This window comes from Anoxybacillus eryuanensis (assembly GCF_051200995.1).
GTDB classification, from domain to species: Bacteria; Bacillota; Bacilli; order Bacillales; family Anoxybacillaceae; genus Anoxybacillus; species Anoxybacillus tengchongensis.
The window spans coordinates 79,149-104,708 of sequence record NZ_JBPODS010000003.1 but is presented as its reverse complement, the minus strand read 5'-3'; the positions used below and the strand labels follow the sequence as shown (position 1 = coordinate 104,708).

27 protein-coding genes and 1 tRNA gene are annotated in these 25,560 nt (G+C 39.6%); 21 read left to right on the top strand and 7 right to left on the bottom strand.

Annotation, left to right across the window (positions count from 1 at the left end; all coding sequences use genetic code 11):
• Nucleotide 1: 1 nt before the first annotated feature.
• Entirely contained in the window at nucleotides 2-427 is a 426-nt protein-coding gene (locus HNQ84_RS05110; protein ID WP_183240893.1) for a transcriptional repressor, read from the top strand.
• A gap of 2 nt (nucleotides 428-429) precedes the next feature.
• Here HNQ84_RS05110 and HNQ84_RS05105 read toward each other — a convergent pair whose 3' ends face one another.
• The gene (locus HNQ84_RS05105; protein WP_435621383.1) at nucleotides 430-1,005 is read right to left on the bottom strand and encodes a 5' nucleotidase, NT5C type; all 576 of its coding nucleotides are present in this window, start codon (nucleotides 1,003-1,005) and stop codon (nucleotides 430-432) included.
• Between the two features lie 130 nt (nucleotides 1,006-1,135).
• On the opposite strand from HNQ84_RS05105, the gene HNQ84_RS05100 reads away from it, so the two are divergent.
• Entirely contained in the window at nucleotides 1,136-1,474 is a 339-nt protein-coding gene (locus HNQ84_RS05100) for a DUF4190 domain-containing protein (protein ID WP_435621382.1), read from the top strand.
• Between the two features lie 22 nt (nucleotides 1,475-1,496).
• Here HNQ84_RS05100 and ispG read toward each other — a convergent pair whose 3' ends face one another.
• Both ispG and HNQ84_RS05090 read right to left on the bottom strand, forming a co-directional pair.
• Nucleotides 1,497-2,591: a flavodoxin-dependent (E)-4-hydroxy-3-methylbut-2-enyl-diphosphate synthase gene (ispG, locus tag HNQ84_RS05095; protein WP_032100067.1), complete on the bottom strand. Its 1,095-nt coding sequence runs from the start codon at nucleotides 2,589-2,591 to the stop codon at nucleotides 1,497-1,499.
• Nucleotides 2,592-2,670: 79 nt separating this feature from the next.
• On the bottom strand, nucleotides 2,671-2,982 hold the full coding sequence (locus HNQ84_RS05090; protein ID WP_435621381.1) for a type IV pilus assembly protein FimV: 312 nt from the start codon (nucleotides 2,980-2,982) through the stop codon (nucleotides 2,671-2,673).
• A 163-nt stretch (nucleotides 2,983-3,145) separates the two neighbouring features.
• Here HNQ84_RS05090 and HNQ84_RS05085 point away from each other — a divergent pair, with 163 nt between their 5' ends.
• Complete coding sequence (locus tag HNQ84_RS05085; protein ID WP_183246238.1) at nucleotides 3,146-4,888, top strand: methyl-accepting chemotaxis protein; 1,743 nt, start codon at nucleotides 3,146-3,148, stop codon at nucleotides 4,886-4,888.
• A 12-nt stretch (nucleotides 4,889-4,900) separates the two neighbouring features.
• On the opposite strand, the gene HNQ84_RS05080 is transcribed toward HNQ84_RS05085, so the two are convergent.
• The gene (locus HNQ84_RS05080) at nucleotides 4,901-5,674 is read right to left on the bottom strand and encodes a DUF1189 domain-containing protein (protein ID WP_183246240.1); all 774 of its coding nucleotides are present in this window, start codon (nucleotides 5,672-5,674) and stop codon (nucleotides 4,901-4,903) included.
• Between the two features lie 129 nt (nucleotides 5,675-5,803).
• On the opposite strand from HNQ84_RS05080, the gene HNQ84_RS05075 reads away from it, so the two are divergent.
• The 9 genes from HNQ84_RS05075 (at nucleotide 5,804) to phoU (ending at nucleotide 14,719) form a co-directional block, all read left to right on the top strand.
• Nucleotides 5,804-5,877, top strand: a tRNA-Ile gene (locus HNQ84_RS05075).
• A 167-nt stretch (nucleotides 5,878-6,044) separates the two neighbouring features.
• On the top strand, nucleotides 6,045-6,653 hold the full coding sequence (sodA, locus tag HNQ84_RS05070) for a superoxide dismutase SodA (protein ID WP_183240877.1): 609 nt from the start codon (nucleotides 6,045-6,047) through the stop codon (nucleotides 6,651-6,653).
• Between the two features lie 91 nt (nucleotides 6,654-6,744).
• On the top strand, nucleotides 6,745-7,959 hold the full coding sequence (locus HNQ84_RS05065) for an MFS transporter (RefSeq protein ID WP_435621380.1): 1,215 nt from the start codon (nucleotides 6,745-6,747) through the stop codon (nucleotides 7,957-7,959).
• 61 nt (nucleotides 7,960-8,020) lie between these two features.
• Nucleotides 8,021-10,174 (top strand): peptidoglycan D,D-transpeptidase FtsI family protein, encoded by a 2,154-nt coding sequence (locus tag HNQ84_RS05060; RefSeq protein WP_435621379.1) that lies wholly within the window; start codon nucleotides 8,021-8,023, stop codon nucleotides 10,172-10,174.
• A gap of 115 nt (nucleotides 10,175-10,289) precedes the next feature.
• Entirely contained in the window at nucleotides 10,290-11,252 is a 963-nt protein-coding gene (locus tag HNQ84_RS05055; protein WP_435621378.1) for a PstS family phosphate ABC transporter substrate-binding protein, read from the top strand.
• Between the two features lie 75 nt (nucleotides 11,253-11,327).
• Complete coding sequence (gene pstC / locus HNQ84_RS05050) at nucleotides 11,328-12,278, top strand: phosphate ABC transporter permease subunit PstC (RefSeq protein WP_183240867.1); 951 nt, start codon at nucleotides 11,328-11,330, stop codon at nucleotides 12,276-12,278.
• Between the two features lie 2 nt (nucleotides 12,279-12,280).
• Nucleotides 12,281-13,162 carry a phosphate ABC transporter permease PstA gene (gene pstA / locus HNQ84_RS05045; RefSeq protein ID WP_435621377.1) on the top strand — a complete coding sequence of 294 codons (882 nt, stop codon included), beginning with the start codon at nucleotides 12,281-12,283 and terminating at the stop codon, nucleotides 13,160-13,162.
• Nucleotides 13,163-13,188: 26 nt separating this feature from the next.
• Complete coding sequence (gene pstB / locus HNQ84_RS05040; protein WP_032100059.1) at nucleotides 13,189-14,001, top strand: phosphate ABC transporter ATP-binding protein PstB; 813 nt, start codon at nucleotides 13,189-13,191, stop codon at nucleotides 13,999-14,001.
• A gap of 58 nt (nucleotides 14,002-14,059) precedes the next feature.
• Nucleotides 14,060-14,719, top strand: coding sequence for a phosphate signaling complex protein PhoU (phoU, locus tag HNQ84_RS05035; RefSeq protein WP_183240862.1), 660 nt, complete (start codon nucleotides 14,060-14,062; stop codon nucleotides 14,717-14,719).
• A 29-nt stretch (nucleotides 14,720-14,748) separates the two neighbouring features.
• Here phoU and HNQ84_RS05030 read toward each other — a convergent pair whose 3' ends face one another.
• Together HNQ84_RS05030 and HNQ84_RS05025 are read right to left on the bottom strand one after the other, a co-directional pair.
• Complete coding sequence (locus tag HNQ84_RS05030) at nucleotides 14,749-15,165, bottom strand: endolytic transglycosylase MltG (protein WP_183240860.1); 417 nt, start codon at nucleotides 15,163-15,165, stop codon at nucleotides 14,749-14,751.
• A complete protein-coding gene (locus HNQ84_RS05025; protein WP_435621376.1) occupies nucleotides 15,162-15,479 on the bottom strand; it encodes a hypothetical protein in 318 nt (105 codons plus the stop codon). The genes HNQ84_RS05030 and HNQ84_RS05025 overlap by 4 nt, the downstream gene beginning before the upstream one ends.
• Before the next feature lie 144 nt (nucleotides 15,480-15,623).
• Between HNQ84_RS05025 and HNQ84_RS05020 the strand changes: the two genes are divergently transcribed.
• From HNQ84_RS05020 to HNQ84_RS04995, 6 genes are all read left to right on the top strand, one after another.
• Nucleotides 15,624-18,011: a sugar phosphate nucleotidyltransferase gene (locus HNQ84_RS05020; RefSeq protein ID WP_435621375.1), complete on the top strand. Its 2,388-nt coding sequence runs from the start codon at nucleotides 15,624-15,626 to the stop codon at nucleotides 18,009-18,011.
• Between the two features lie 80 nt (nucleotides 18,012-18,091).
• A complete protein-coding gene (gene rpmG, locus HNQ84_RS05015) occupies nucleotides 18,092-18,241 on the top strand; it encodes a 50S ribosomal protein L33 (protein ID WP_004889517.1) in 150 nt (49 codons plus the stop codon).
• 54 nt (nucleotides 18,242-18,295) lie between these two features.
• A complete protein-coding gene (locus HNQ84_RS05010) occupies nucleotides 18,296-18,868 on the top strand; it encodes a 5-formyltetrahydrofolate cyclo-ligase (protein ID WP_435621374.1) in 573 nt (190 codons plus the stop codon).
• Between the two features lie 157 nt (nucleotides 18,869-19,025).
• Nucleotides 19,026-19,976: an L-lactate dehydrogenase gene (locus tag HNQ84_RS05005; protein ID WP_021095204.1), complete on the top strand. Its 951-nt coding sequence runs from the start codon at nucleotides 19,026-19,028 to the stop codon at nucleotides 19,974-19,976.
• Nucleotides 19,977-20,052: 76 nt separating this feature from the next.
• On the top strand, nucleotides 20,053-20,238 hold the full coding sequence (gene yqgO, locus HNQ84_RS05000; protein WP_055440972.1) for a protein YqgO: 186 nt from the start codon (nucleotides 20,053-20,055) through the stop codon (nucleotides 20,236-20,238).
• 59 nt (nucleotides 20,239-20,297) lie between these two features.
• A complete protein-coding gene (locus tag HNQ84_RS04995; protein ID WP_435621373.1) occupies nucleotides 20,298-21,827 on the top strand; it encodes a rhomboid family intramembrane serine protease in 1,530 nt (509 codons plus the stop codon).
• Here the strand turns inward: HNQ84_RS04995 and HNQ84_RS04990 are convergent.
• The gene (locus HNQ84_RS04990; protein WP_435621372.1) at nucleotides 21,798-22,658 is read right to left on the bottom strand and encodes a hypothetical protein; all 861 of its coding nucleotides are present in this window, start codon (nucleotides 22,656-22,658) and stop codon (nucleotides 21,798-21,800) included. The two genes, HNQ84_RS04995 and HNQ84_RS04990, sit on opposite strands and share 30 nt — an antisense overlap.
• A gap of 121 nt (nucleotides 22,659-22,779) precedes the next feature.
• Between HNQ84_RS04990 and HNQ84_RS04985 the strand changes: the two genes are divergently transcribed.
• From HNQ84_RS04985 to HNQ84_RS04975, 3 genes are all read left to right on the top strand, one after another.
• Nucleotides 22,780-24,225, top strand: a complete 1,446-nt coding sequence (locus HNQ84_RS04985) for a spore germination protein (RefSeq protein ID WP_435621371.1) — start codon at nucleotides 22,780-22,782, stop codon at nucleotides 24,223-24,225.
• A gap of 110 nt (nucleotides 24,226-24,335) precedes the next feature.
• Nucleotides 24,336-24,545 (top strand): YqgQ family protein, encoded by a 210-nt coding sequence (locus tag HNQ84_RS04980; RefSeq protein WP_055440968.1) that lies wholly within the window; start codon nucleotides 24,336-24,338, stop codon nucleotides 24,543-24,545.
• A gap of 7 nt (nucleotides 24,546-24,552) precedes the next feature.
• Entirely contained in the window at nucleotides 24,553-25,518 is a 966-nt protein-coding gene (locus tag HNQ84_RS04975) for an ROK family glucokinase (RefSeq protein WP_435621370.1), read from the top strand.
• Nucleotides 25,519-25,560 lie beyond the last annotated feature (42 nt).

Here is a 25,560-nt window from a genome sequence, read left to right as displayed (position 1 = left end):
CGTGAACGTTTCTGAAGCGCTACGGTTAATGAAAGAGAAGGGATTTAAGTATACAGGAAAGCGCGAAGAAATGCTTGAGCTGTTTGCAAAAACAGATAAATATTTAACAGCCAAAGATGTGCTGGATGTGATGAAAGAGAGGTATCCGGGACTAAGTTTTGATACGGTTTATCGCAACTTGGCACTATTTGTTGAGCTCGGTATTTTAGAAACGACGGAGCTATCCGGAGAAAAGCACTTTCGGTTTACATGTAATATGCACCATCATCATCACCATTTTATTTGTATGTCGTGCGGTAAGACGAAAGAGCTTGTGACTTGTCCGATGAACGAATTGATAGAAGATTTGCAAGGATATACTATTTCAGGGCATAAATTCGAAGTGTACGGAACGTGTCCAATGTGCCAACAACAAGCTGACGTGTAATGTCAGCTTGTTGTTGTAAGTAATTTTTCTACTTGTTGTTTCGCCTCATGCCAGTTGTACACACGAATGACCCCTTTTGGTAGTGGACCACGATTGTACGGAGTATCAAATAAAATGACAGGGATAAGGCATTGTTCCGCAATGTCGCATGCGTTATCGTATTTATCTTCAAAAAAAATGTCGATTCCATATTTTTTTACGGCTTCAATTTTATTGTGCGAACCGATAAGCTCAATATGATGATAATGAACACCGTATTGTTGAAACCATTTTTCCGTGACTTCATATAAGTGGCGACCTCGTGCACTAATGTAATATAGCTCATACTCATCTTTCCAGCTATTAATGACCTCTAACGCTCCATTCGCAAGAGGGGCTTCACTGTAAATAATCGGCTCATATCGCTCCATCCATTCATTTAATTTTTCTTCCGTCGTATCTAAAAAAGGGACTAAATCGTAATCGGTAATATCATCGAGCGTTAAATTTTTTTTGAACGACTTGTTTAAGTATGGGATAAATGTGCTTGGACATGTAACGGTTCCGTCAATATCGATGCCGAATCGTTGCTTGCTCATGTTTGTTCATCCTTTCTATGGTGGGTGTTTCTTGCCCATTATAACATTGACATAAAGTAACATCTATAATGACGTATCGCTTATTACATAATAATAGTGCTCCTCATTTTACGAAAGCGAGGGAATTGTCATGGACAATGAACGTCAGCAACAATCGTACGACAATGCACGAATCGACACTGTTCCAAATGTTGAAAGAGATTTTATGGAAGAAACAGCAGGTGAAATTGCTGAGCCGATTCGATTTTCTGATCGGGAGGTAAAGCATGAAGAAAACGGTCGTGGCGTAGGGTGGCTTGCGCTTGCTTTATCGGTTGTTTCCCTTTTTCTTATGCCAGTCATTATGGGGGCAGCTGGCATTATTTTCGGGTTTATCGCCCGCCGTCGAGGAGCAGAAACACTAGGTGCTTGGGCGATTGGAATTGGTGCTGTTTCCATTATTTTAAGCTTTTTCGTCCGATTTTGGTAAAATAAGAGGGGAATACCCCCTCTTATTTTTGCTTTCCTTTCAATGCATACTCTTCGGCTAATTTATCAATTTCTTTTTTCAATTCTTCAACCATCGTTTCTTCTGGTACTTTGCGTACAATTTGTCCATGGCGGAACAATAATCCTTCTCCGCGAGCCCCTGCAATACCAATGTCAGCTTCACGCGCTTCTCCAGGCCCATTTACTGCACAGCCGAGAACTGCTACTTTAATCGGTGCTTTAATTTTTGCGATATATTCTTCAATTTCATTTGCGATGCGAATTAAGTCAATTTCAATTCGTCCGCATGTTGGACAAGAAATTAATGTTGCAGCGTTCGCTGCAAGACCGAATGCTTTCAGCAACTCGCGAGCCACTTTTACTTCTTCAACAGGGTCAGCGCTAAGGGATACACGCACCGTGTTACCAATTCCTTTGCTTAAAATGGCGCCGAGTCCGGCCGCACTTTTTACTGTTCCTGCAAATAACGTACCCGATTCCGTAATGCCGAGGTGTAGCGGATAGTCGAATGCGCGAGCCGCTTTTTCATATGCTTCAATCGCTAAGCGAACATCAGAAGCTTTCAATGACACGATAATATCTTGAAAATCAAGGTCTTCTAAAATACGGATATGATGCAAAGCACTTTCGACCATTCCGTCTGCAGTAGGATACCCGTATTTTTCTAAAATGCGCTTTTCAAGCGAACCGGCGTTCACCCCGATGCGAATCGGTACGCCACGCTCTTTTGCTGCTTTCACAACAGCTTCGACTTTTTCGCGCTTGCCGATGTTTCCTGGGTTAATGCGAATTTTATCGGCCCCGTTTTCAATCGCTTTTAAAGCAAGGCGATAGTCAAAATGAATATCAACAACGAGTGGAATATTAATACGCTTTTTTATTTCAGCGATCGCATCTGCTGCTCTTTCATCTGGGCAAGCGACGCGAACGATTTGGCATCCAGCTTCTTCAAGTCGATGGATTTGGGCAACGGTTGCATCGACATCATGTGTTTTTGTTGTCGTCATACTTTGGATGACGACTTCATTATTCCCGCCAATGGTGATGTTCCCTACACGAACAGGACGGGTTTTTGAACGATGAATGATTTCACTCACGCGTCAATCGCTCCTTTAACGTATTGATCAAGTCATTTTTTATTGTAGCAATGTTTCGTATTTGTTGACAATGTTTTTGCTATTTCTGCTTATAGTGTGGAATGCGATACGTTTTTCCTGCTTGAAGTGAGTGCGCGTTCACATGTGGATTGAGCGCTTGAAAGTCGGTAATGAGTTGATCGATAGACACCGGCAATTTACTATTCATTTCACGCTCGATAATGGAGAGGAGTGTATCGCCACGTTGGACGGTTACTTCGCGATACGGTAAATCGTTCGTTTGCTTGACCGTTGTTTGCGAACGAATCGTATGAATCGTTCCGTCTGTGAGATCATGGTAAGCGATGGCACATATAGCAATGAACATAAGAAAGATAAACATGTTTTTCATTCCATTCCCCACCTGTGTTTCTTCTTTACTCTATTCATATGGCTTGTCCCCATGATATATGAGTAAAAATTACATTCCCTTTACATCACTTAACATTCACTTAACGTAACATTTATATTTTTTTGGTATTCTTTGTCTGTATTTGTCGAAGGGGGGATGTGTCGTGCGTGCACAAATGAAACAGCCATTGAAAAATATAAAAACACATATGAGAACATTTCATGCTCAGCTATCACCAAAAGTAAAACAATGGTTATTAAAAATTAGTTTACAAAACCGTTTATTCATTTTATTTTTTAGCGTTTTAATTACTTCGCTGAGCATTGTTGGGATGATTGCTTATCACCAAGCGAAAGAAGCGACGGTAAAAGCGATTGAAAACCGTCTGGAAAGAGAAGCGACGATGATGTTTGAAGTGACACGTAATCTTATGTATATTCATGCAGGAAATGAACAACTATTTGAAAAAAGTTTACGTTCTGCGATCAAACAGCAAAAAGCAGAACTTATGCAAGATGGTCTAAGTGTAGATATATTTTTAATTCGAGATGAGAAAGTCAAAACATTTGAGCGAAATGAGCAACTCCATGTACCGAAATCGATCCAAGAAACGATTGCGAAGAAAAAAAATGGTGTGTCGCATTTGGAGTGGAACGGACGTACATATACATTTGCGTATAAAACGATTCAAGAGTTAAAAGGAACATACGTTGTAGCTGTACCTGATGAACAGTTTATGCAACCTATTCAACAACTCGCCAATCTAACACTTATGGCCATTGTGATTAGCGTTATCGTTGCAACATTTATGATTAGATGGTTAGTTAGTGGATTAACGAAGCCGATTGCTCAACTTCGTCATGCAATGAGCCGATTATCGCGAGGAGATTTAACGGTTGACGAACATATGTATTCGACGACGCCGGAGATCGATTCTCTTGCGCGTAGTTTTCAACGAATGTTGACGAGCATGAAAACGGTCATTCGTGAAATGAACGAAACAACAAAACAGTTAGCTATTACAGGAGGGGACTTAGAGCACGTCTCTGAACATATCATTGAATCAAACGATCAACTCATATCAGCTATTGCAACTGTAAAGCAAGGAGCAGAAGAAACGGCAAATGCTTCAGATGAAAGCATTCATCACGTGGATGAGATGAAAAAGAGGATGCAACATGTGTTAGCAAGTGTACAAAACATTTCAGCAAGTGCGACCGATATGAATGAATCATCGAAAGGTGGAGAAAAGCGACTGGCGCATTTAATTGCTGATATTCATTCATTTGCTGAGCAATTTAAAGAAGTAAATGATACGATTCAAAGTGTGAAACATCATTCTATGTTAATTACAAAAGTTGTCGATGTCATTCGTCAAATTGCCGAGCAAACGAAGTTGTTGGCGCTCAATGCAACTATTGAAGCCGCTCGTGCTGGTGAAGCAGGAAAAGGATTTGCAGTTGTCGCTACAGAAGTGAGAAAACTGGCGGAACATGCTTCAAAAGCAACGGAAGAAATTACGTCATCCATTTTTGCAATGGAAGAAGTATCGATTCATGCGACTAACCAGTTTCAAGGGATGGTGACGCATTTACAGCATCAGTTGGCTTCTGCAAATGAAGCGAAGCGTTCGTTTGACCATTTATTAAAAGAGATTCAGCGTGTCAATCGCAACGTGGCACAAATGGAAAGTGAATTAGAGCAGTTTCAGCAATTATTGCCTATGATCGAAACAGTCACAGTGGCGTTTGCTTCGGTTGCTCAACAAACGTTAGCAAGCGCGGAAGAAATGATGTCGGTCTCGTATGATCAAACGAAGCAAATGAACGACATGTATCGTGTTGGTGAACGATTAAACGAATTATCTCAGTCGCTATCTACACTAACTACAGCATTTAAATTGTGAGAAGCAGGCTCATTAGCCTGCTTCTTTCACGGAAGGAAGTTCTTTAATGGAAACGAACAAAATGGTGATAGAAACGAACCAATCTAACGCGACAGCGTATGGAACGACAATTTGTAATGCTTCCATAACGGTAAAAAAGATCGTTGCTAGTGTGATGGAGTAAGCGGAAAGGCTCCACATGTGGCGATATGAGCCACGTTTATTTAACGTGCCGCGAAAAATAAGACCGATAAATGCTAGGACGGTAACGTAAAGAAATTTGCTCGTACATGTGAAAAAGTATAAAACAAAAAACGATAGCGAAATGACGATAGGGAGTAACGATTGTAGCGTGCCCGTAAATTCATATACATCTTTGTTTGTAAAACGCTCCACTTGCATGACACTATACGGATATGATTGAACGTGTCCATTTGCCACAAGTGCAAATTCTTCTTTTAAAAACGCCACTGCATTTGTATAGCGTGCTACATCATCTGTTGTTAGTGTACCTGTGCTATCCAATAACATCGTCACGTCAGGACGTATAATCTCAATCGGTTCTTTTTCATTAGCTATCAATACGCCATCAACGACTTCAAAAGGAGGAAGTTCTTCGGTCAATAGTTGATGCGTTGAGCCGATCATTTTGTTTATACTTATCGTAAAGTAAATAGCAATCGGCAACGTCGCAATAAGCGATAAAAAGAACACGTAACTAATCGCCTTTCCGATCGGATGAAAGCGAAAGCGAGCAATATGTACAGGAGAATAAAGACTTTGTAATAATCGTTTCCACATCATCATTCACATCCTTTACGCATCATCATTTCTCATTCTACTTCTTTTTATGTTCGCTACACAACCATTTTGTTTCAAGTGTAACATGTATTGACGATATGTATCTTTTTTGATAAAATTACCATCGGATATAGTGGACCCTTAGCTCAGCTGGTTAGAGCGGACGGCTCATAACCGTCTGGTCGCAGGTTCGAGTCCTGCAGGGTCCATTTGCCTCGCTAAGTAAATTAGCGAGGTTTTTTTGCAAATAATTTGAAACATTCGTTTTATTTTGGTACTCTTAAAGTAGGTTCACTTATGAAACTTTTCTGTTTCTAAATATAATTTATCCGTTTCATTTGTGAACAATTACATAATAAATGAGGAGGAATGAAGTATGGCATTTGAACTACCACAATTGCCTTATGCTTACGACGCGTTAGAACCACATATTGATAAGGAAACAATGAACATTCATCACACAAAACATCATAACGCGTATGTAACAAACTTAAACGCAGCGCTTGAAGGTCATCCAGAATTGCAAAACAAAACAATTGAAGAGTTAATGGCTAATTTAGATGCAGTACCGGAAAACATCCGTACAGCTGTTCGTAACAATGGAGGGGGACATGCAAATCACTCGCTCTTTTGGACTATTCTCTCACCAAATGGTGGCGGTGAACCAACAGGCGAATTAGCTGAAGCGATTAATGCCACATTCGGTAGCTTTGAGAAGTTTAAAGAAGAATTTTCAAAAGCTGCAGCTACGCGCTTCGGTTCTGGTTGGGCGTGGCTTGTCGTCCATAACGGTCAACTTGAAGTAACAAGTACACCAAACCAAGATACACCATTAATGGAAGGTAAAACACCGATTTTAGGATTAGACGTGTGGGAGCATGCGTATTACTTAAAATATCAAAATCGCCGTCCAGATTATATTTCAGCGTTTTGGAATGTCGTGAACTGGGACGAAGTTGCGAAGCGCTACGCGGCGGCAAAATAATGATGAAGAGCTCGACAAATTTTGTCGGGCTCTTTTTGTATATCGCTATAAAAGAGTAGGCAAACTACTTGTCAAGAAAGGGAGTTTGCTTATGAACAGATGGAAACGAATCATCGCGCATATTCGCGCGCATCGACAATTGTTTCTTCTATTGGCGATTGGTGGATTGTATTCTTTAAGTATCGCTTTATCGAATACGTTTGTGAACGTATATGTTTGGAAAAAAGTAAACAGTTTTCATGCGCTAGGTGTGTACAATTTAGCAATCGTTACATGGCAGCCACTGGCGTTTATTGTTGCTGGGCAAATTGCGAAAAAGATTGATCGCGTCATTGTTTTACGAATGGGCGTTACGTTTTTAGCTCTCTTTTTTTTAGTTGTATTGTTTAGCGGAAATAAGGCGATGAACCATTTGTTTTTACTTGGCGGATTGCTAGGTGTTGGTTACGGTTTTTATTGGCTCGCATTTAACGTATTAACATTTGAAATTACTGAACCGAGCACACGTGATTTATTTAATGGATTACTTGGAGCGATGACGTCTGTGGCTGGAATGATTGGTCCACCACTGGCAGGATGGGTTATCGCTTCAAGTGAGAAGTTTACCGGGTATATGGCGATTTTTTTAGCTTCCTTATGTTTATTTCTTGTTGCTGTTATACTTAGCTTTTTTTTGCATCGAAGAGGTTCGTCAGGGCGCTTTGCGCTTCGTTCAGTGTATGATGAGAGAAAGAAAAATAAAAACTGGAGAATGATCACGAACGCCCATTTTTTTCAAGGATTTCGCGAAGGAACGTTTGTGTTTATTGTTTCCATTTTTTTGTTTATGGCGACAGGAACAGAAAAAGCGCTTGGTGTATTTGGGTTGATTAACGCGATTGTTTCGTTTATTACGTACTCGTTTGCGTCCAAATATATGAAACGACAATGGCGGTTGCGCGCTATTTTATTTGGTGGCTTATTGTTATATGCCTCTGTCTTTTTACTCGTTTTTGATTTATCGTACACAAAGCTGATCATATATGGAGCGCTTATTGCAATCGGCTATCCGATTTTACTTGTTCCGTATTTGTCGCTTACGTTTGACGTGATTGGACAAAGCAATCAGGCGAAAGAGTGGCGAATTGAATATATTGTCATTCGAGAATTGTTTTTGAACGGTGGACGTGCAACGTCTGTGCTATTGTTTTTATTAGGCATTACGCTATTTGATGCAAAAGAAGCTATTCCATCATTAATGCTAATTGTTGGAGCCGGTCATTTCATTATTTATTTTTTTGTTCGACGTATTCAACTTTCAATGTAGAAATTTGCGAGCGTTTCTTTTACAATGATGAAGGAGCAAGTAAAGGAGGTGCTCGCTCGTTTTGAAGCAAATACAACAAGCTCAAAAAGCAAAGAAAAAGAAAAAACGAACGCAGTTGCCATTTCGATTAAATGTGTTATTTTTTGCTGTTTTTTTATTATTTTCTGCGCTTATTTTACGATTAGGTGTGATCCAAATCGTTTACGGGGAACAATATCGCAAGGAAGTAGAGCGTACGGAAAATGTCACTGTCAATACACCGGCGCCACGCGGGAAAATTTATGACCGGAACTATCAAGTTGTTGTTGACAATGAACCTCTTCATGCGATTACGTATACGCGTACGCAAACAACGAAACCTTCTGAAATGATTGAAGTAGCGAAAAAGTTAGCGACATACATTGAAAAGCCGACGGATCGTGTAACAGAACGGGACATAAAAGACTATTGGATTTTAACGAATGAGGAAAAAGCAAAACAAAAAATTACAGAAAAAGAGTGGAAACAGTTTCACGCGAAAAAGTTAAAAGATAAAGATATTTATCGGCTGCAACTTGAACGTATTACAGAAGAAGATGTAAAAATGATTAAGGAAAAGGAACTTGAAGTTGTTGCTATTTTTCGGGAAATGAATAGCGGATACGCTCTGACGCCTCAAATGATTAAAAATGAAGGAGTAACAGACGAAGAATATGCGGTTGTTAGCGAACATTTAGAAGAACTGCCTGGTGTAGATGTCACAACAGATTGGAATCGTCATTATGCATTTGGCGATACATTTCGTACAGTGCTCGGAAATATTACATCGTCAGAAGAAGGATTGCCACGTGAAAAGCTTGATTATTATTTGGCGCGCGATTATAACCGAAATGATCGTGTAGGAAAAAGTTACATTGAAGCTCAATATGAAGATGTGTTGCGCGGGCAAAAGGCAAAAATTAAAAATGTGACCGATAAAGCAGGAAATATTATTGAAACAATTGAAATGTCGCAAGGACAAAGAGGCAAAGACATCGTATTAACGATCGATATGGAATTACAACAACGTGTCGAGAAAATTATTGAAGAAGAATTAATGACAATGAAACGGCGCGGTGGAACGGAATTACTCGATCGTGCTTTCGTCGTGATGATGGATCCGAACACGGGAGAAATTTTATCGTTAGCTGGAAAACGGTATACACGTGATGAAAATGGAAAAGTAGTATTAAAAGATTATGCTCTTGGAACGATTACATCAGCATATGCGATGGGATCAGCAGTAAAGGGGGCTACTGTATTAACAGGGTTTCAAACCGGTGTTATCCATCCTGGTACAGTACTTATTGATGAACCGTTGTATATTAAAGGAACGCCGACGAAAAAATCGCATAGCGGTATTCGTCCAGGACCGATGAACGATTTAAAAGCACTTGAAATGTCGTCGAACGTCTATATGTTTAAGACGGCAATTGCGATTGCTGGCTCTACGTATCGTCCGCATCAAGCGCTACCGATTAAAAAAGAAGCGTTTTCGATTATGCGACGATACTTTAATCAGTTCGGTTTAGGAGTGAAAACAGGTATTGATTTACCTGGTGAAATTATTGGATGGCCTGGACAAAGTACGCTTCCAGGACATTTGCTTGACTTAGCTATTGGACAGTTTGACGTATATACACCAATTCAAATGGCGCAATACGTTTCAACGATTGCTAACGGTGGATATCGCATTCAACCGCACGTTGTGAAAGAAATTCGTGAGCCAATTAGCGAGAAAAATCAAATGGGAAACGTCATTTATTCGTTTGAACCGAAAGTGTTAAACCGAGTAGATATGAAAACTGAGTACATTGAACGTGTACGTGAAGGATTTTATCGTGTCATGCATGGTTCAAACGGAACAGCACGTGCCTTTTTCGCAAATGCTCCTTATGATCCAGCAGGAAAAACAGGAACCGCACAGGCGTTTTACGATGGACCGATCAAATCAAGACGGATGACGCCAACGTACAATTTGACGTTAGTTGGGTTTGCCCCTTACAACAACCCAGAAGTGGCGTTTGCCGTCGTTGTGCCTTGGGTATACCAAAATGCAAAAAACCATTATCCGATCAATAACTACATCGGAAGAAAAATTTTAGATGCATATTTTGAATTAAAAAAACAGCGCCAATTAGGACAACCATCTTCTACTGAATCGTTGAATAATGGTGAGGAAACAATGGAAAGATAGAAGAAAGCGAATTTACAAAAGCTTAACATTTGTTTAAAACGAATTTAATACGTGTCCATTATTCTATAATTCGTGAAGCAAAAATTACTGAAAAAAAGTAGGGGGAAATCAAAAGATGAAGAAAAACAAATGGTTTGCACTCGCAGGAATGACAAGCGCTGTATTAGCATTTACAACAGCATGTGGTGGCGGCGCTCAACAAGGCGGTGAAGATGGTGGCGAAGCATTAAGTGGTAACGTTGTTGTTGATGGATCTTCTACTGTTTATCCAATTGTTGAGGCTGCCGCTGAAGCATATGGGGGTGAACAACCAGATGTGAAAGTGTCTGTTGGTTTGTCCGGAACAGGTGGCGGGTTTGAAAAGTTTACGAAAGGCGAAACAGACTTTTCAAACGCTTCTCGTCCAATTAAAGAAGAAGAAAAGAAAGCAGCTGAGCAAAACGGCATTCAATTTGAAGAATTTCAAATTGCATTTGATGGTCTTTCTGTGTTAGTAAATAAGGATAACGATTGGGTCGATTATTTAACAGTTGATGAATTAAAGAAAATTTTTACATCTGGTGCGGTGAACGGTGATGACAAAGTCAAATGGTCAGACATTCGTCCAGAATGGCCGAACGAAGAAATTAAATTATTCTCACCAGGACATGACTCCGGTACGTTTGACTACTTTGATGAAGTTATTTTAGATGGACAACCGTTGAACAAAACAGCACAATTATCTGAAGATGATAACGTCCTTGTTCAAGGGATTGCCGGAGATAAAAATGCGCTTGGTTACTTTGGATTCGCATACTACATTGAAAATAAAGATAAATTAAAAGCTGTACCAATTGATAACGGAAATGGTCCGGTTGAGCCAACACATGAAACGATCCAAAGCGGTGAATACGCGCCACTTTCTCGACCATTATTTACGTACGTGAACGTAAAATCGTTAAAAGAAAAAGCGCAAGTGTATGATTTTGCGAAATTTTTGCTAGAGAACGGTGCAGAGTTTGCTGAAGAAGTTGGTTACGTAGCGCTTCCAGAAGAGCAATATCAAGAGCAATTGAAAAAGCTTGAAGGATTAAAATAACGAAACGTAAAGATGAGAAGCGACACAATGGTCGCTTCTCATCTTGCCATGAATTTGGAAAGGGGTTTTCATATTATGGCGATGACAGATGGGAATCGTTCATATTCCGTCCGTGACATGATTAAAGAAAATAAGAAAAAACAAAACGGACAACAAGTTATGGAATGGCTCATGCCAAAATTGTTATTGTTAACAGCTATCATTTCAATTTTGACGACAATCGGTATTTTATTTACACTGTTATTTGAAACGTTTATTTTCTTTGAGCGAGTGTCGATCGTTGAATTTTTAACGAGCAAAGAATGGCTTCCATGGGATGAAAAAACAGGTTCATTTGGTATTGCTCCTCTTGTAACAGGGACGCTTTTAACAACAACGATTGCCATGGTCGTTGCGATCCCGATCGGTTTAGCATCAGCGATTTACTTGAGTGAGTATGCATCTGAAAGAGCACGGAAAATATTAAAACCGATATTAGAAGTGTTGGCGGGAATTCCGACGATTGTATACGGATTTTTCGCATTGACGTTTGTTACACCTCTTTTACAAAAATTTATTCCGAGTTTGGGGATTTTTAATGCGTTAAGCCCAGGAATTGTGATGGGGATTATGATTATTCCGATGGTTGCTTCTTTATCTGAAGATGCGATGAGTTCCGTGCCAAACTCCATTCGTGAAGGAGCGCTTGGTCTCGGTTCAACGAAGCTAGAAGTAGCATTAAAAGTTGTCCTTCCTGCAGCGACTTCAGGTATTGCAGCATCATTTATGCTAGCAATTTCTCGCGCTGTTGGTGAAACGATGATTGTAGCAGTAGCGGGTGGCTCATCTCCTGTCTTTACATTCGATGTAACGAAATCGATTCAAACATTAACTGCTTACATTGTCCAAGTGACGACAGGAGATGCAGGATACGGTACAACTGTTTACTACAGCATTTATGCGGTCGGTATGACGCTATTTGTGTTTACATTGGCCATGAATTTACTCGCGCAATACATTTCTCGTCGCTTTAGGGAGGAGTATTAATCATGGAGAAATTAATTGATAAACAACGTGTTGTTCAACATATGAACGGTCGCCTGTTGCGCAATAACGTGTTAAAATTTTTGTTTTTTCTAGCTACAGTATTCGGATTAATTGTTCTCGTCATCCTTTTATATCGGATACTCACTCAAGCAATTGGCTGGCTAAATCTCGATTTTTTAAATAACTTCCCGTCTCGTCGTCCGGAAAATGCAGGAATCAAAGCTGGGTTAGTTGGCTCATTATGGCTGATGGTTATCGTTGCGCCTGTTTCGCTTATTCTTGGAGTGGGAACAGCGATTTACTTAGAGGAATATGCGAAAAAAAATCGCTTCACAGATTTTATTCAAACGAATATTTCAAATCTAGCTGGTGTTCCGTCTATTGTATTCGGTTTGCTCGGATTGACCCTTTTCGTTCGTGAACTTAATTTAGGTCGTAGCATTCTCGCGGCCGGCTTAACGATGAGTTTGCTCGTTTTACCTGTCATCGTTGTCGCGGCACAAGAGGCGATCCGCGCCGTGCCAAATCAATTGCGAGAAGCATCGTATGGTATGGGAGCAACGAAATGGCAAACGATTTATCGCATCGTTCTCCCAGCGGCGATCCCTGGTATTTTGACAGGTAGCATTTTAGCTTTATCCCGTGCTATCGGTGAAACGGCACCGCTTGTTGTTTTAGGTATCCCGACGTTTTTAGCATATTTACCACGCGGCATTTTGGACACATTTACTGTAATGCCGATGCAAATTTACAACTGGACGTCACGTCCACAAGCGGACTTCCAAAACGTAGCGGCAGCAGGAATCGTCGTATTGCTCGTTATGCTAATCTTTATGAACTCGATTGCCATTTTTATTCGCAACAAGTTTCAAAAACGTTATTAATTGCGCGTTGAAAGGGGAACTTATTAATGGAATTAACTGTTGTGAAAGAACGTAAAAATAAACAAGTTGAAGAACGAAGCGAAAAAAATGTAGTGTATCGGACGAAAAACTTAAATTTATGGTACGGGGAACATCACGCGTTAAAAAATATTGACTTAGATATTTACGAAAATGAGGTTACAGCTATTATCGGTCCGTCAGGTTGCGGAAAGTCAACGTATATTAAAACGTTAAACCGAATGATTGAGCTTGTTCCAAGCGTGCGTACATCTGGTGAAATTACGTATCGTGGTCGCAATATTTTTGATAAATCGTACCGTGTTGAAGAATTGCGTACACAAGTTGGTATGGTATTCCAAAAGCCGAATCCGTTCCCGAAATCAATTTACGATAACGTTGCATACGGTCCGCGTATTCATGGTATTCGCGATAAGAAAATTTTAGACGAGATCGTCGAAAGAAGCTTACGTGGTGCTGCAATTTGGGATGAGGTGAAAGACCGTTTGCACACGAATGCATATGGATTGTCTGGTGGACAACAACAACGTTTATGTATTGCACGCTGTTTAGCGATTGAGCCAGATGTTATTTTAATGGACGAACCGACATCCGCCCTTGACCCTATTTCAACATTAAAAGTAGAAGAGCTTGTGCAAGAGTTAAAGAAAAACTACAGTATTATTATCGTTACACATAATATGCAACAAGCGGCGCGTATTTCTGATAAAACAGCATTTTTCTTAAACGGTGAGGTCATCGAGTATAGCGACACAGATAAACTATTCTCAAATCCAGACGATAAACGAACAGAAGACTACATTACAGGTCGATTCGGATAAAAAATCGTGCGGGTACGCTCGCACGATTTTTTCAAAATGATAAAAAGGGGGAGTGAATATGTCTGTACGTGAAAAATTTGATTACGACTTACAAACGTTGCGCGATCAATTATTACAGATTGGGAGTTTGGCTGAAATTGCATTAACTCAGTCATTTGAAGCATTAAAAACAAAAAATAACGATTTAGCTCTACAAGTGCTTGAGAACGATACGAAAATTGATTTGCTTGATGAAGAAATTAATGATTTTGCGATTTTACTAATTGCGAAACAACAACCGGTTGCGATCGATTTACGTCGAATCATTGTCGCCATTAAAATCGCAACGGACGTTGAGCGGATGGCGGACTTTGCTGTTAATATCGCAAAATCAGCAATTCGAATCGGGGAACAGCCGTTTGTTATGCCATTAAATAAGTTAGAAAAAATGCATGAAATGGCAGTGAATATGCTTTCGTTAACGCTAAAAGCATATTACGAAGAAGATGTTGTTACGGCTAAAAAGGTAGCCGATATGGATGATGAAGTCGATCGCTTGTACGGTGAAACGATTCGGGAGTTGCTAGAGCGTACTAAAGCACATCCAGATGCGATGTCGCAAATTACGCAACTGTCGTTCACAGCACGTTACATCGAGCGCATTGCAGACCATGCGACAAACATTGCCGAAAACGTGTTTTATTTAGTGAAAGGAAAACATTATGATTTAAACGATTGAAGCAAAAGGATGTCCGGCGTTGGACATCCTCATTTTGTTATGTTTCGTGCGATTTGTTCATATGACATGTCGCTTGTCACAACGTACGTCCCGGGGCGCAATGCGCGCGTTAAGTGATGTGTTTCAAGGTACGTTAAAAATGATTGAGCATTGTCAATAATATGCGCTTGTTCAAGACGTCTAGCAATATCTTGACTTGCTTCACCTTTAGCGATTGTCAACGTATAAATGTACGTTTCTTTTTGAGATGGAGTTGCTTTTTTCATTTCATTTTTTAATTTTTCTAGTTTTTCAGCTAATTCATTTCGTTCAGCAATGAGTTGTTCATATTGTTTTTGTCTGATGGCATCGTTTTGTCGTTGTTCATCATTTGTATAATGAACGATAGCTAGTATCGTTGTAGCAAACAACATCCCAGCCGCAAATGCACGTGTTGTTCTTTTCATCGATCATTCCTCGCGATCATGATGTTTACCTCATCTATCGACATGTTAAGCTTACGAGCAATTTGCTCTTTTGCCCATCCTTGCTTATATAAGTGCCATATTTGCTCTTCATTTGAAAACGACTCGATTCCGACAAGCAATTCTTCTTCAAGCGCTTTGACTCTCTTTTTTACTTCGTATATTTGCTGCATCGTCGATAATGTCAACTGCTCGATTTGTTCTTCTACTTCTTTGACACGATCTTTTTGAAAAAAAGAAATCAACAATAGTATGATAGCAAAAGAAACGAGCCCAATAAATGTATATTCGATCATGTTCGTCACCCCACTTTATTATACATAGGAATGTAGCAATCATGCATCATTTTCATGTAAAATCGACAATTTTCGTATATTGTCCGCATAGAGTTGTCATGATATGATGGAAAAAAGTGTGCTTTCACTTGGGGGGGATACGTTGTGAAGGCGGTCATTATGGCAGGGGGAAGAGGAACACGGTTACGTCCGTTAACTTGTCATGTTCCAAAGCCCATCGTACCACTTATGAATAAACCTGTAATGGAGTATAGTATTGAATGGTTAAAACAATATGGAATTACGGATATTGCTGTAACCGTTCAATATTTAAGCGATGAAATTATTGAATATTTTGGGGATGGACGTCGATTTGGTGTACATCTTCATTACTTTGACGAGACGACGCCACTTGGAACAGCAGGAAGTGTAAAACATGCTCAATCTTTTTTAGACGATACGTTTGTTGTCATTAGCGCAGATACGTTGACGACAATTCATTTACAGGAAGCGATCAATTTCCATTTCTCCAAACAAGCATTAGTTACCGTTCTTATGCACCACGAAACTACTCCTCTTTCATACGGTGGAATTGTCACAGATCGACACGGAAAAATCGTTCATTTCGTTGAAAAACCAAAATGGAATGAAGTGTGTAGCGATTTAGTCAATACAGGCATTTACATTTGCCATCCAGCTATTTTTAATTATATTCCCGAACACCTGCCTTGCGATTTTAGTCAACATATTTTTCCATATCTCATTCAGCACGAACACCCGATATACGGATGTGAAGTGGATGGATATTGGTCTGATGTTGGTGTCATTGAACAATATCATCAAACACATATCGATTTATTACGGCAACGTTTCGTTTCTTCTCATTATAAAGAGATAGCTCCTAGTGTATGGATCGGTGAGCGAGTTCACATTGCACAAGGAGTAAAATTAGAAGGGCCGCTTCTTATTGGAGATGATGTGCGTATTGATGCGCATGTAACGATTGGACCATACACGGTAGTTGGTTCACGTTCAGTCATTAGTAAATACGCATCGTTAAAGCGATCAATTGTTTGGTCCGATGTGTATATTGACGAGCATAGCGAATTACGAGGAGCAGTTGTGGCAAATGAAGTGTACATCGGTAAAAAAAATGAAATATTTGATTATGCAGTCATTGGAGCAAAGTGCAGACTAGAAAATAAAGTGAAAGTACGGCATGCTGCTAAAATTTGGCCGAATAAAACAATCGCAGAAAAAACAAAAGTGAAAGATTCGGTCGTATGGGGGGGGAAACGCCCGAACGTATTGTTCCGTCAAAACGGGATAAGCATGCGTGCACATGTCGATGCCCATCCGCTATTTATCACACAACTGGCTTTGGCGTATAGCAGTCTACATGAAAAAGGGAATCGAATATTAATTGGCTTTGACGCTCATCCGTTTTCTAAAGCGCTTGGAACGTTGTTTGCTCAATGTTTGCATATGTATGGTATGTACACGAATATATACGATGGAGGATATTTGCCTGCTTTTCGTTATATCATTCCCCACAAACGATATCACGGTGGAGTATTTATAACAATGGGCGAACGTGGTGATGAGGTTATTATTGACATACATGATGAATACGGATTTCCTATTGATCGAACGATGGAACGAGCCATTGAACAACAAATGGAACATGAACATTACATGTCAGCGATTCAAATGGGTGGAGCAATGAAGCAAAAGGAGAACGATGAAACGTATATTCGCGCATTGCGTCAATGGATTGCTTTTTCTGCATCGGAACAATGGAAAGTTGTCGTCGCTAGCCCTCTTCTATTTCGGGACATCATTCATCATACACTTCAGTTGTTTGCTATTGAAGTGATTTGGACGGAAAATCGCGATGATGAACATATTCGGGAGCAAATAAAGCATGAACAAGCGCAGTTTGCGATTGTTTTTGATCATTCAGGTGAACGTTTTCGTATTTTTGATGGGCAAGGGATCGCATTGACGAAAGAAGAAATGATCTCATTACATGTGTTAGTGTCCCTTTTATGTAGTGAAACGAAAAAAGTAGCAGTTCCTGCTTGGGCGCCGTCTGTGTTACACACGTTAGCAGAACGACTATATGGCGATATTGTTTATGTAAAAGATACGAGAAGAGAGTTTTTGCTCGCACATCATCATGAGCCGTTTCATTTTTATTTTGATGGGCTGTATGCATGTGTGCAGCTGTTGCATTTGTTGTCTATTGAACGTTGTTCGCTTCGCACTATTGTGTCGTCCATTCCAACGATTCATTTATCATGCCGTGATGTTTATTGCCCATGGCATGAACGGGCAGCTGTTATGCGTAAATTGTTAGAAGAATCGTATGACAAGCATGTAGATTTTACAGATGGCATGAAAGTGTATCATGAAGATGGAGAATGGACGCTCATCTTACCCAAAGTAGATGAACCGACGTTGACCATTTATTCTCAAGCAAAAAATGCTCAAAAAGCAAAAGAATATACAAAATACTATATAAAGAAAATTCGGCAATATCAAAACGTATAAAATTGATATGGAAATTGTTTAAGAAAAATGATATCATGGAAAGGTGTGATTACAATACTTTTGTTTGGAGGGAAAGAACGATGCGTGTAAATATTACGTTAGCGTGCACAGAATGCGGCGAACGCAACTATATTTCAACAAAAAATAAGCGCAATAACCCAGAGCGCCTTGAATTGAAAAAGTATTGCCCACGAGACAAAAAAGCAACAGTTCATCGTGAAACGAAGTAAGCAGTAGGATTTTTTTCCTGCTGCTTATTTTTTTGCGAAAGAGGGGGAAAGATAATGGATAAGAAACGATTCCGTCAGCAAATGAAACAACGTATTTTACATATGACTACAGAAGAACGTACACAAAAAGCGGGAATTATTCACGACATATTATTTCAGCAACATTATTGGAAAAAGGCCCATATGATTGGCATTACGATTTCACGACAAATAGAAGTAGACACAATACGTATTATTGAACGCGCTTGGAAAGAAGGAAAAAAGGTTGCAATTCCGAAATGCGAGGTAGCAACGAAACAAATGACATTTCGAGAAATTGATTGTTTTCAACAAATAGAACGTACTTTTTTTGATTTATATGAACCGATTGTAGAAGAAACGAGAGAAGTACAAAAACATGAAATCGATTTGCTATTCGTTCCAGGTCTTGCTTTCGTTCGGCAAGGGTATCGTCTTGGCTACGGTGGAGGATATTACGATCGTTATTTAGTCGATTTTCCGAACGACACCCTTTCACTTGCATATGATTGTCAAATTGTTTCTACGTTGCCGATTGAACAACATGACATTCCTGTTCAAAAGATGATTACGAATAAAGGAATAATTGTTTGTGAAAGCGAATCATAAAACAGCATAAGCGTTTTCATATTATACAGGAGAAAAAATTAACAAAATGTTAATAATTCATGCCTCATAAACTTTGTGAAACAGTGTACAATGTAAGTGTGAAACAGATAAACAATGCACATATTGTAAAATAATATAAACGAAAGGTGGAAGAAATATGTCAAATAAAGTGAATCGTGTTGTTTTAGTTGGGACAGGTTTTGTCGGCTCGAGTTATGCGTTTGCTCTTTTAAATCAAGGGGTGACAGAAGAGCTCGTTCTTATTGACATTAATAAAGAAAAATCAGAAGGGGATGCGATGGACTTAAACCACGGCATGCCGTTTGCACCGTCCCCAACAAAAATTTGGTTTGGCAATTATGAAGACTGCAAAGATGCAGACATTGTTGTGTTAACAGCAGGGGCAAATCAAAAGCCAGGGGAAACACGATTAGATTTAGTGGAGAAAAATACGAAAATTTTCAAAAACATTATTGATCAAGTCATGGCGAGTGGATTTAATGGCATCTTTCTCGTCGCAACAAATCCAGTTGACATTTTAACATATGCAACATGGAAGTTTTCGGGATTACCGAAAGAGCGCGTCATCGGTTCAGGAACGATTTTAGATACAGCTCGCTTCCGATATTTATTAGGTGAATATTTCGACGTCGATACACGTAACGTACATGCGTATATTATTGGGGAACATGGCGATACAGAGTTACCTGTTTGGAGTCATGCATTTATCGGTTGCCGTCCAATTGCCGATATGATGAAAGAAAAGCCACAATATAAGCAAGAAGATTTAGATAACATTTTTGTGAATGTACGTGATGCAGCGTATCAAATTATTGAACGAAAAGGTGCGACGTACTACGGTATTGCGATGGGACTTGTTCGCCTAACAAAGGCGATTTTACAAAACGAAAATAGCGTCCTTACTGTCTCAGCTTACTTAGAAGGACAATATGGTCAAAACGATATGTACATTGGCGTACCAGCGATCGTAAATCGTAACGGCATTCGTGAAGTCGTCGAATTGCAATTGAATGAAGAAGAAAAAGAAAAATTTACTCACTCTGCCAATGTGTTAAAAGATGTAATGAAACGCGTTGGGTTGCAATAGGTTGTCTCATGATGAGGCAACCTTTTTATAAATTCAACGAGAAAAGGGAACGGTAACAATGAGGAGGGTGATCATATTGAATGGAAAAACATTCATCTTTACGTTGATGGTAGGACTTGTTCTCTACCGCTTTCGTTATCGGTTATTGAATGAAATATTGAAACGAGAAGCCATTCAAAAGCGAGTTGTACAATGGGGGATGTCCATTCCGTTTATTCGCCATCGCCTGATGCCCACATTATTTTTACAAAAGTACAAATAGTTGCACTTTGTAAAAGAGTGTGGTAAAAGAAGGGTATGATAGCGAAGGGAGAGGAAAGGTTGAGCATTCGCTTCGATTTTGTATATTGGCAAATGATATTTCAGTTTTTGCAGGAAAACTATACTATCGTCTATATGTCGCCTGATGAACAAGAAGTTTGGTTGCAATCTACACGTGAACGAAAAGCGCCACTCATTCGTCTCGTTCGAGCAGACATGGATTGGAGCGTATCATTAAAAAATGATATGGAGCGTGCGCTCATTGCCGTTGATGAATGGCGAAAAAGCCAATTTCGCCGCCAATTACAAGTCATCAACATATATGTTATGATGGATCCTCCTGTTGACGATTGGGAATGGTACGTTCATCGTCCGTTTAAGACTGAACGAGTACATATGCAAACATTTATCATGCATAAAAACAATATGTATGAGACATTACATGAACTAAGTGTGTTGTTTCACCACGCATTGAAAATATATGTACCTGATGATTCCCCGATGTTGCAAAATGAGTTACAAGTATTTAAACAACATGTTTTATCGTTTGCAGAGCGCATGTACGAAAATGAGCGTCGCATATTTGAACGTGGAAAAGCAAGATTTACATATGTATTTATTGCTTTGCAAATGGTAATGTTTTTTATTTTAGAATGGAACGGTGGAAGTACAAATACGTTAACGCTCATTCAATACGGTGCAAAATTTAACCCGCTTATTTTGCAAGGGGAATGGTGGCGTTTTTTTACTCCTATCGTTTTGCATATTGGCTTTTTACACTTGGTCATGAATACGTTTGCGCTATATTATTTAGGTCCGCTCGTTGAAAAATTGTACGGTTCGTTTCGATTTTTATTTATTTATCTTTTTGCTGGTTTTGCAGGCTCGCTCGCTAGTTTTTTATTTTCACCGTCCGTATCTGCGGGAGCGTCCGGTGCCATTTTTGGATGTTTTGGCGCTTTGCTTTACTTTGGAAAAGCGTATCCGCATGTGTTTTTTCGAACGATTGGGATGAATGTACTAACAGTTATTGGGATTAACTTAGCATTTGGTCTCATTGTTCCAAATATTGATAACGCAGGCCATATTGGTGGATTAATTGGTGGATTTTTAGCTGCAAGCATCGTCCATTTTCCAAAAGAACGTGTTCGTCTCGAACAATGGTTAGCTGCTCTATTTACAGCGGTCGTTACGCTCATTTGCCTATATATCGGCTTTCAACGACCGCCAGCAGATCAAGCACAACTCATTCTTGCGCTGTCCAAGCAGTATATTGATGAACAAGAATACGAACAAGCAGAACACATGTTAACACTCATTCATGAACAAGATGCTGAAGCATATAAAGCAGATTTTCTACGCGCCTATATTCGTATACAACAAAAAGATTACGACGGTGCAAAACAATATTTATATGCTACGCTTCATAAAAACGACCGTTTCCACGAAGCCTTTTATTATTTAGCACTGTTGTATGCAGAAGAAAAAAATTATGAACAAGCAAAACAAGCTGCAGAACGTGCGTTGCAGCTTAAACCAAATGATGAACAATATAAACAATTATTTCGTGAACTCGAGCAGTTGTTTTAATATGACGAGCTCTCCATCTGCTGTTTCTGTCACGACAAACAGTTTACTGTAATCTTTTTTAATTAAAATGAGCGGAACGGTACTACCGATTGGTGATTCAATCGAACCGTTCTGTTTTTTTATGCCTAGAAAATAATTTTTGTACAAACCTTCCCATAAGTTTCCGACCATCACTTCCGTCTCATTTGTCGTTAAATCCATAAATGGTTGCTCATTATATTGAACAAGCTCAGGTAAATACAAATGATAATAATCATCTTTTTCCAATATGCCTCCCATTTGATCTGCAACTTTGTTTACGATCGTTTGCGTTTGTTTATTTAATGTATTTGCCCATGTTTTTTGTTCATTTGTCGTTGGTTTACGAAACGATTGAAGAGGTGAAAAAGATGAGTCGATGACATATAATACATCTCCACTCATTTTTTGACTGCTTCGAATGTTGTTTCCGTTATGCAACTCCCCTTGATGATACGAAATAGCTTGAAACAATCGACTTCCCTTTTGTTTGAGTTGTTTTTGTTGAATAAGATTTTTCCCATTCTCTTTCCATTTTGATTGCGTGGAAATGAGCCTCCCATTAGCAAACAATAACGAAATATCTTGCCGTAAGTAAGCGGTTCGATCGAGCGATGAAGTGACGATCCAATCGATTACATAATTGTTTTCTTTTTTCTGGGGTTGTAGTGATAATTTTGTTTCGGCAGTTGTAAAGCGAACGGTCGGATCGATCGGAAAAAACATAATCGTCTCGCGAGCAGGCCGCTCAAACACTTGGACGATGACGATAAATACGAATAGCAATATAAATAGCGATATGAAACGTTTCATCTCATTCCTCCGGTCAAGCATACATTTATAAAAAATGTATGTGTATACAAACCGAAATATGTATGAATGAATATCGATATGTCAAAGATGGATGGTAGTCCATGTAAGGTAGGTGATCGGAATGAAGCGCGTATCTTCGCGTCTTTCAGAAAACGTTTCATATATGAAAACAAAGCTTGGAGTAGGGAAAAGTTTTGACGTTATTTATTTAGATGTTCATTATGCAGGAAAAGATATGGCTTTATTTATGATTGACGGATTTGTCAAAGATGATATTCTCCATTACTTAATGAAATTGTTGTCCGAATTGCCGAACGATGTGTTAGATGAACAACCGTTAGATAAATTGTTACGGACGCATCTTCCGTATGTTGAACTCGATCAAACAGACGATTTTGAACGTATCATTGATGGAGTGTTGGCAGGACCGACAGCTTTATTTGTTGATGGCATGGCAAAAGCGATTTTAATTGATGCACGTACATATCCTGTGCGTGGACCTCAAGAGCCAGACATGGAGCGAGTTGTTCGAGGTGCACGTGATGGGTATGTAGAAACAATTGTATTTAATACGGCGCTAACAAGACGGCGCGTACGTGATCGTTCATTACGAATGGAATATATGCAAATTGGTCGTCGTTCAAAAACGGATGTATGTGTTTGTTATATTGAGGATATTGCCAATGAACAGATTGTCGAAGAAGTGAAACAATCATTGGCGAAAATCGATACTGATGGTTTACCAATGGGAGAAAAAACAGTAGAGGAATTTATTTCTGGCAGACACTTTAATCCGTATCCTGTCGTTCGATATACAGAAAGACCAGATACGGCAGCTGCTCATTTATATGAAGGACACGTTCTTATTTTTGTTGACGGGTCTCCAAGTGTGTTAATTACACCAGCAACATTTTGGCATCATTTACAACACGCAGAAGAATATCGAAATAAGCCAATTGTTGGTGCATATTTACGCTTCGTTCGCTTTCTTGCTGTATGGCTTTCTATTTTTTTATTACCGCTTTGGTATATGTGGATGAAAACACCAGAGCTTGTTCCACATTCGTTATCATTTGTTGCAAAATCAAGTGAAGGAAACATTCCGTTGTTTGGTCAAATATTACTTATTGAATTTGGATTAGATATGTTGCGAATGGCAGCCATTCACACTCCATCTGCTTTAGCCACAGCGCTTGGGCTTGTTGCTGCATTAATGATCGGTGGGATCGCCGTTGAAGTTGGGCTATTTTCTAATGAAGTCATTTTATATTTTGCGATGGCGACTATTGGGACGTTTGCGACACCAAGTTATGAGCTTGGATTGGCCAATCGGCTCGTTCGCCTTGCTTTGCTGATTGTAACAGCGTTATTTGGTGTTGTTGGCTATGTTGTAGGCATTACTGCATGGTTAGTCATGCTTGCACGCATGCAATCGTTTGGCGTTCCGTATTTATGGCCTTTTATTCCATTTTCATATCGTGGGATGCGCGATGTACTTATTCGTTCCCCAATTCCATTGAAAAATCGTCGTCCAACTGTCTTACATCCAAAAGATCCAGATCGGTAAAAATGTGAAAAATATCGCAAAGACATTGTTCAGTTCTTGACGACCTTTTGTTTTCCTTATACATTTAAAATATGTAAATTGAAAACGCTTATACACGACAGGTGAAGAAAATGAAATCTGTATATGATGTACAACAATTATTAAAAAAATACGGAACGATTATTTATGTCGGTGATCGCCTTGCAGATTTAGAATTAATGGAAGACGAACTGAAAGAATTATTTCAAGCGCAGCTCGTCGACGTGAAAGATTACCAAATGGCGCTTCTCATTTTGCGTCATGAAGCACAAATCGAACGAGAAAAAAGAGAAAAGGGATGAAGGAACAATGGAACAATGGTTAGTTGGTGTAGATTTAGGTGGAACGACAGTCAAATTAGCGTTTGTAAATATGTATGGGGAAATCATTTGTAAATGGGAAATTCCAACAGACAAATCGGAACAAGGAAAACATATTATAACACATATTGCCAAAGCAATTGATGAGAAATTGCGCGAATTAGATGAATCAAAAGAACGACTTATCGGTATTGGGATTGGTGCCCCAGGACCTGTTAATATGGCGACAGGGGATATTTATGAAGCAGTAAATTTAGGGTGGAAAAACTTCCCTTTGAAAGATCGATTAGAAATGGAAACAGGACTTCCTGTTGTTGTTGATAACGATGCGAACATTGCAGCGATCGGAGAAATGTGGAAAGGGGCAGGCGATGGCGCGAAAAATTTAATTCTCGTTACGCTTGGCACAGGTGTTGGTGGCGGTGTGATTGTAAACGGTCAAATTGTTCATGGAACAAACGGTGCTGGTGGTGAAATTGGTCATATCACATCCATTCCAGAAGGAGGGGCTCCTTGTAATTGTGGCAAAACAGGGTGTTTAGAGACAATTGCTTCAGCGACGGGTATTGCACGTATCGCGACAGAGCGCTTGCAACAAACCGATGAGCCAAGCCGGTTGCGCGACGTATGGAAACAAACAGGAGTCGTTACGGCGAAAGATGTATTTGATGCCGCGAAAGAAAATGATACGTTAGCGCTACAAATTGTTGATGAAGTGACGTTTCATCTCGGTTTAGCCCTCGCTCATTTAGCAAACGGTTTAAATCCAGAGAAAATTGTCATCGGTGGCGGTGTGTCGAAAGCAGGGGACATGTTAGCGCAAGCGGTTGCTCGTCATTTTAAACGTTTTGCGTTCCCGCGTGTCGCCGAAGCTGCTGACATTGTCATTGCTACCCTTGGAAATGACGCTGGTGTAATCGGTGGAGCATGGTTAGTGAAAGAAAATATCGTATAAAGACAGACGAGGAGATCGTCTGTCTTTTTTGTCGAAAATTTG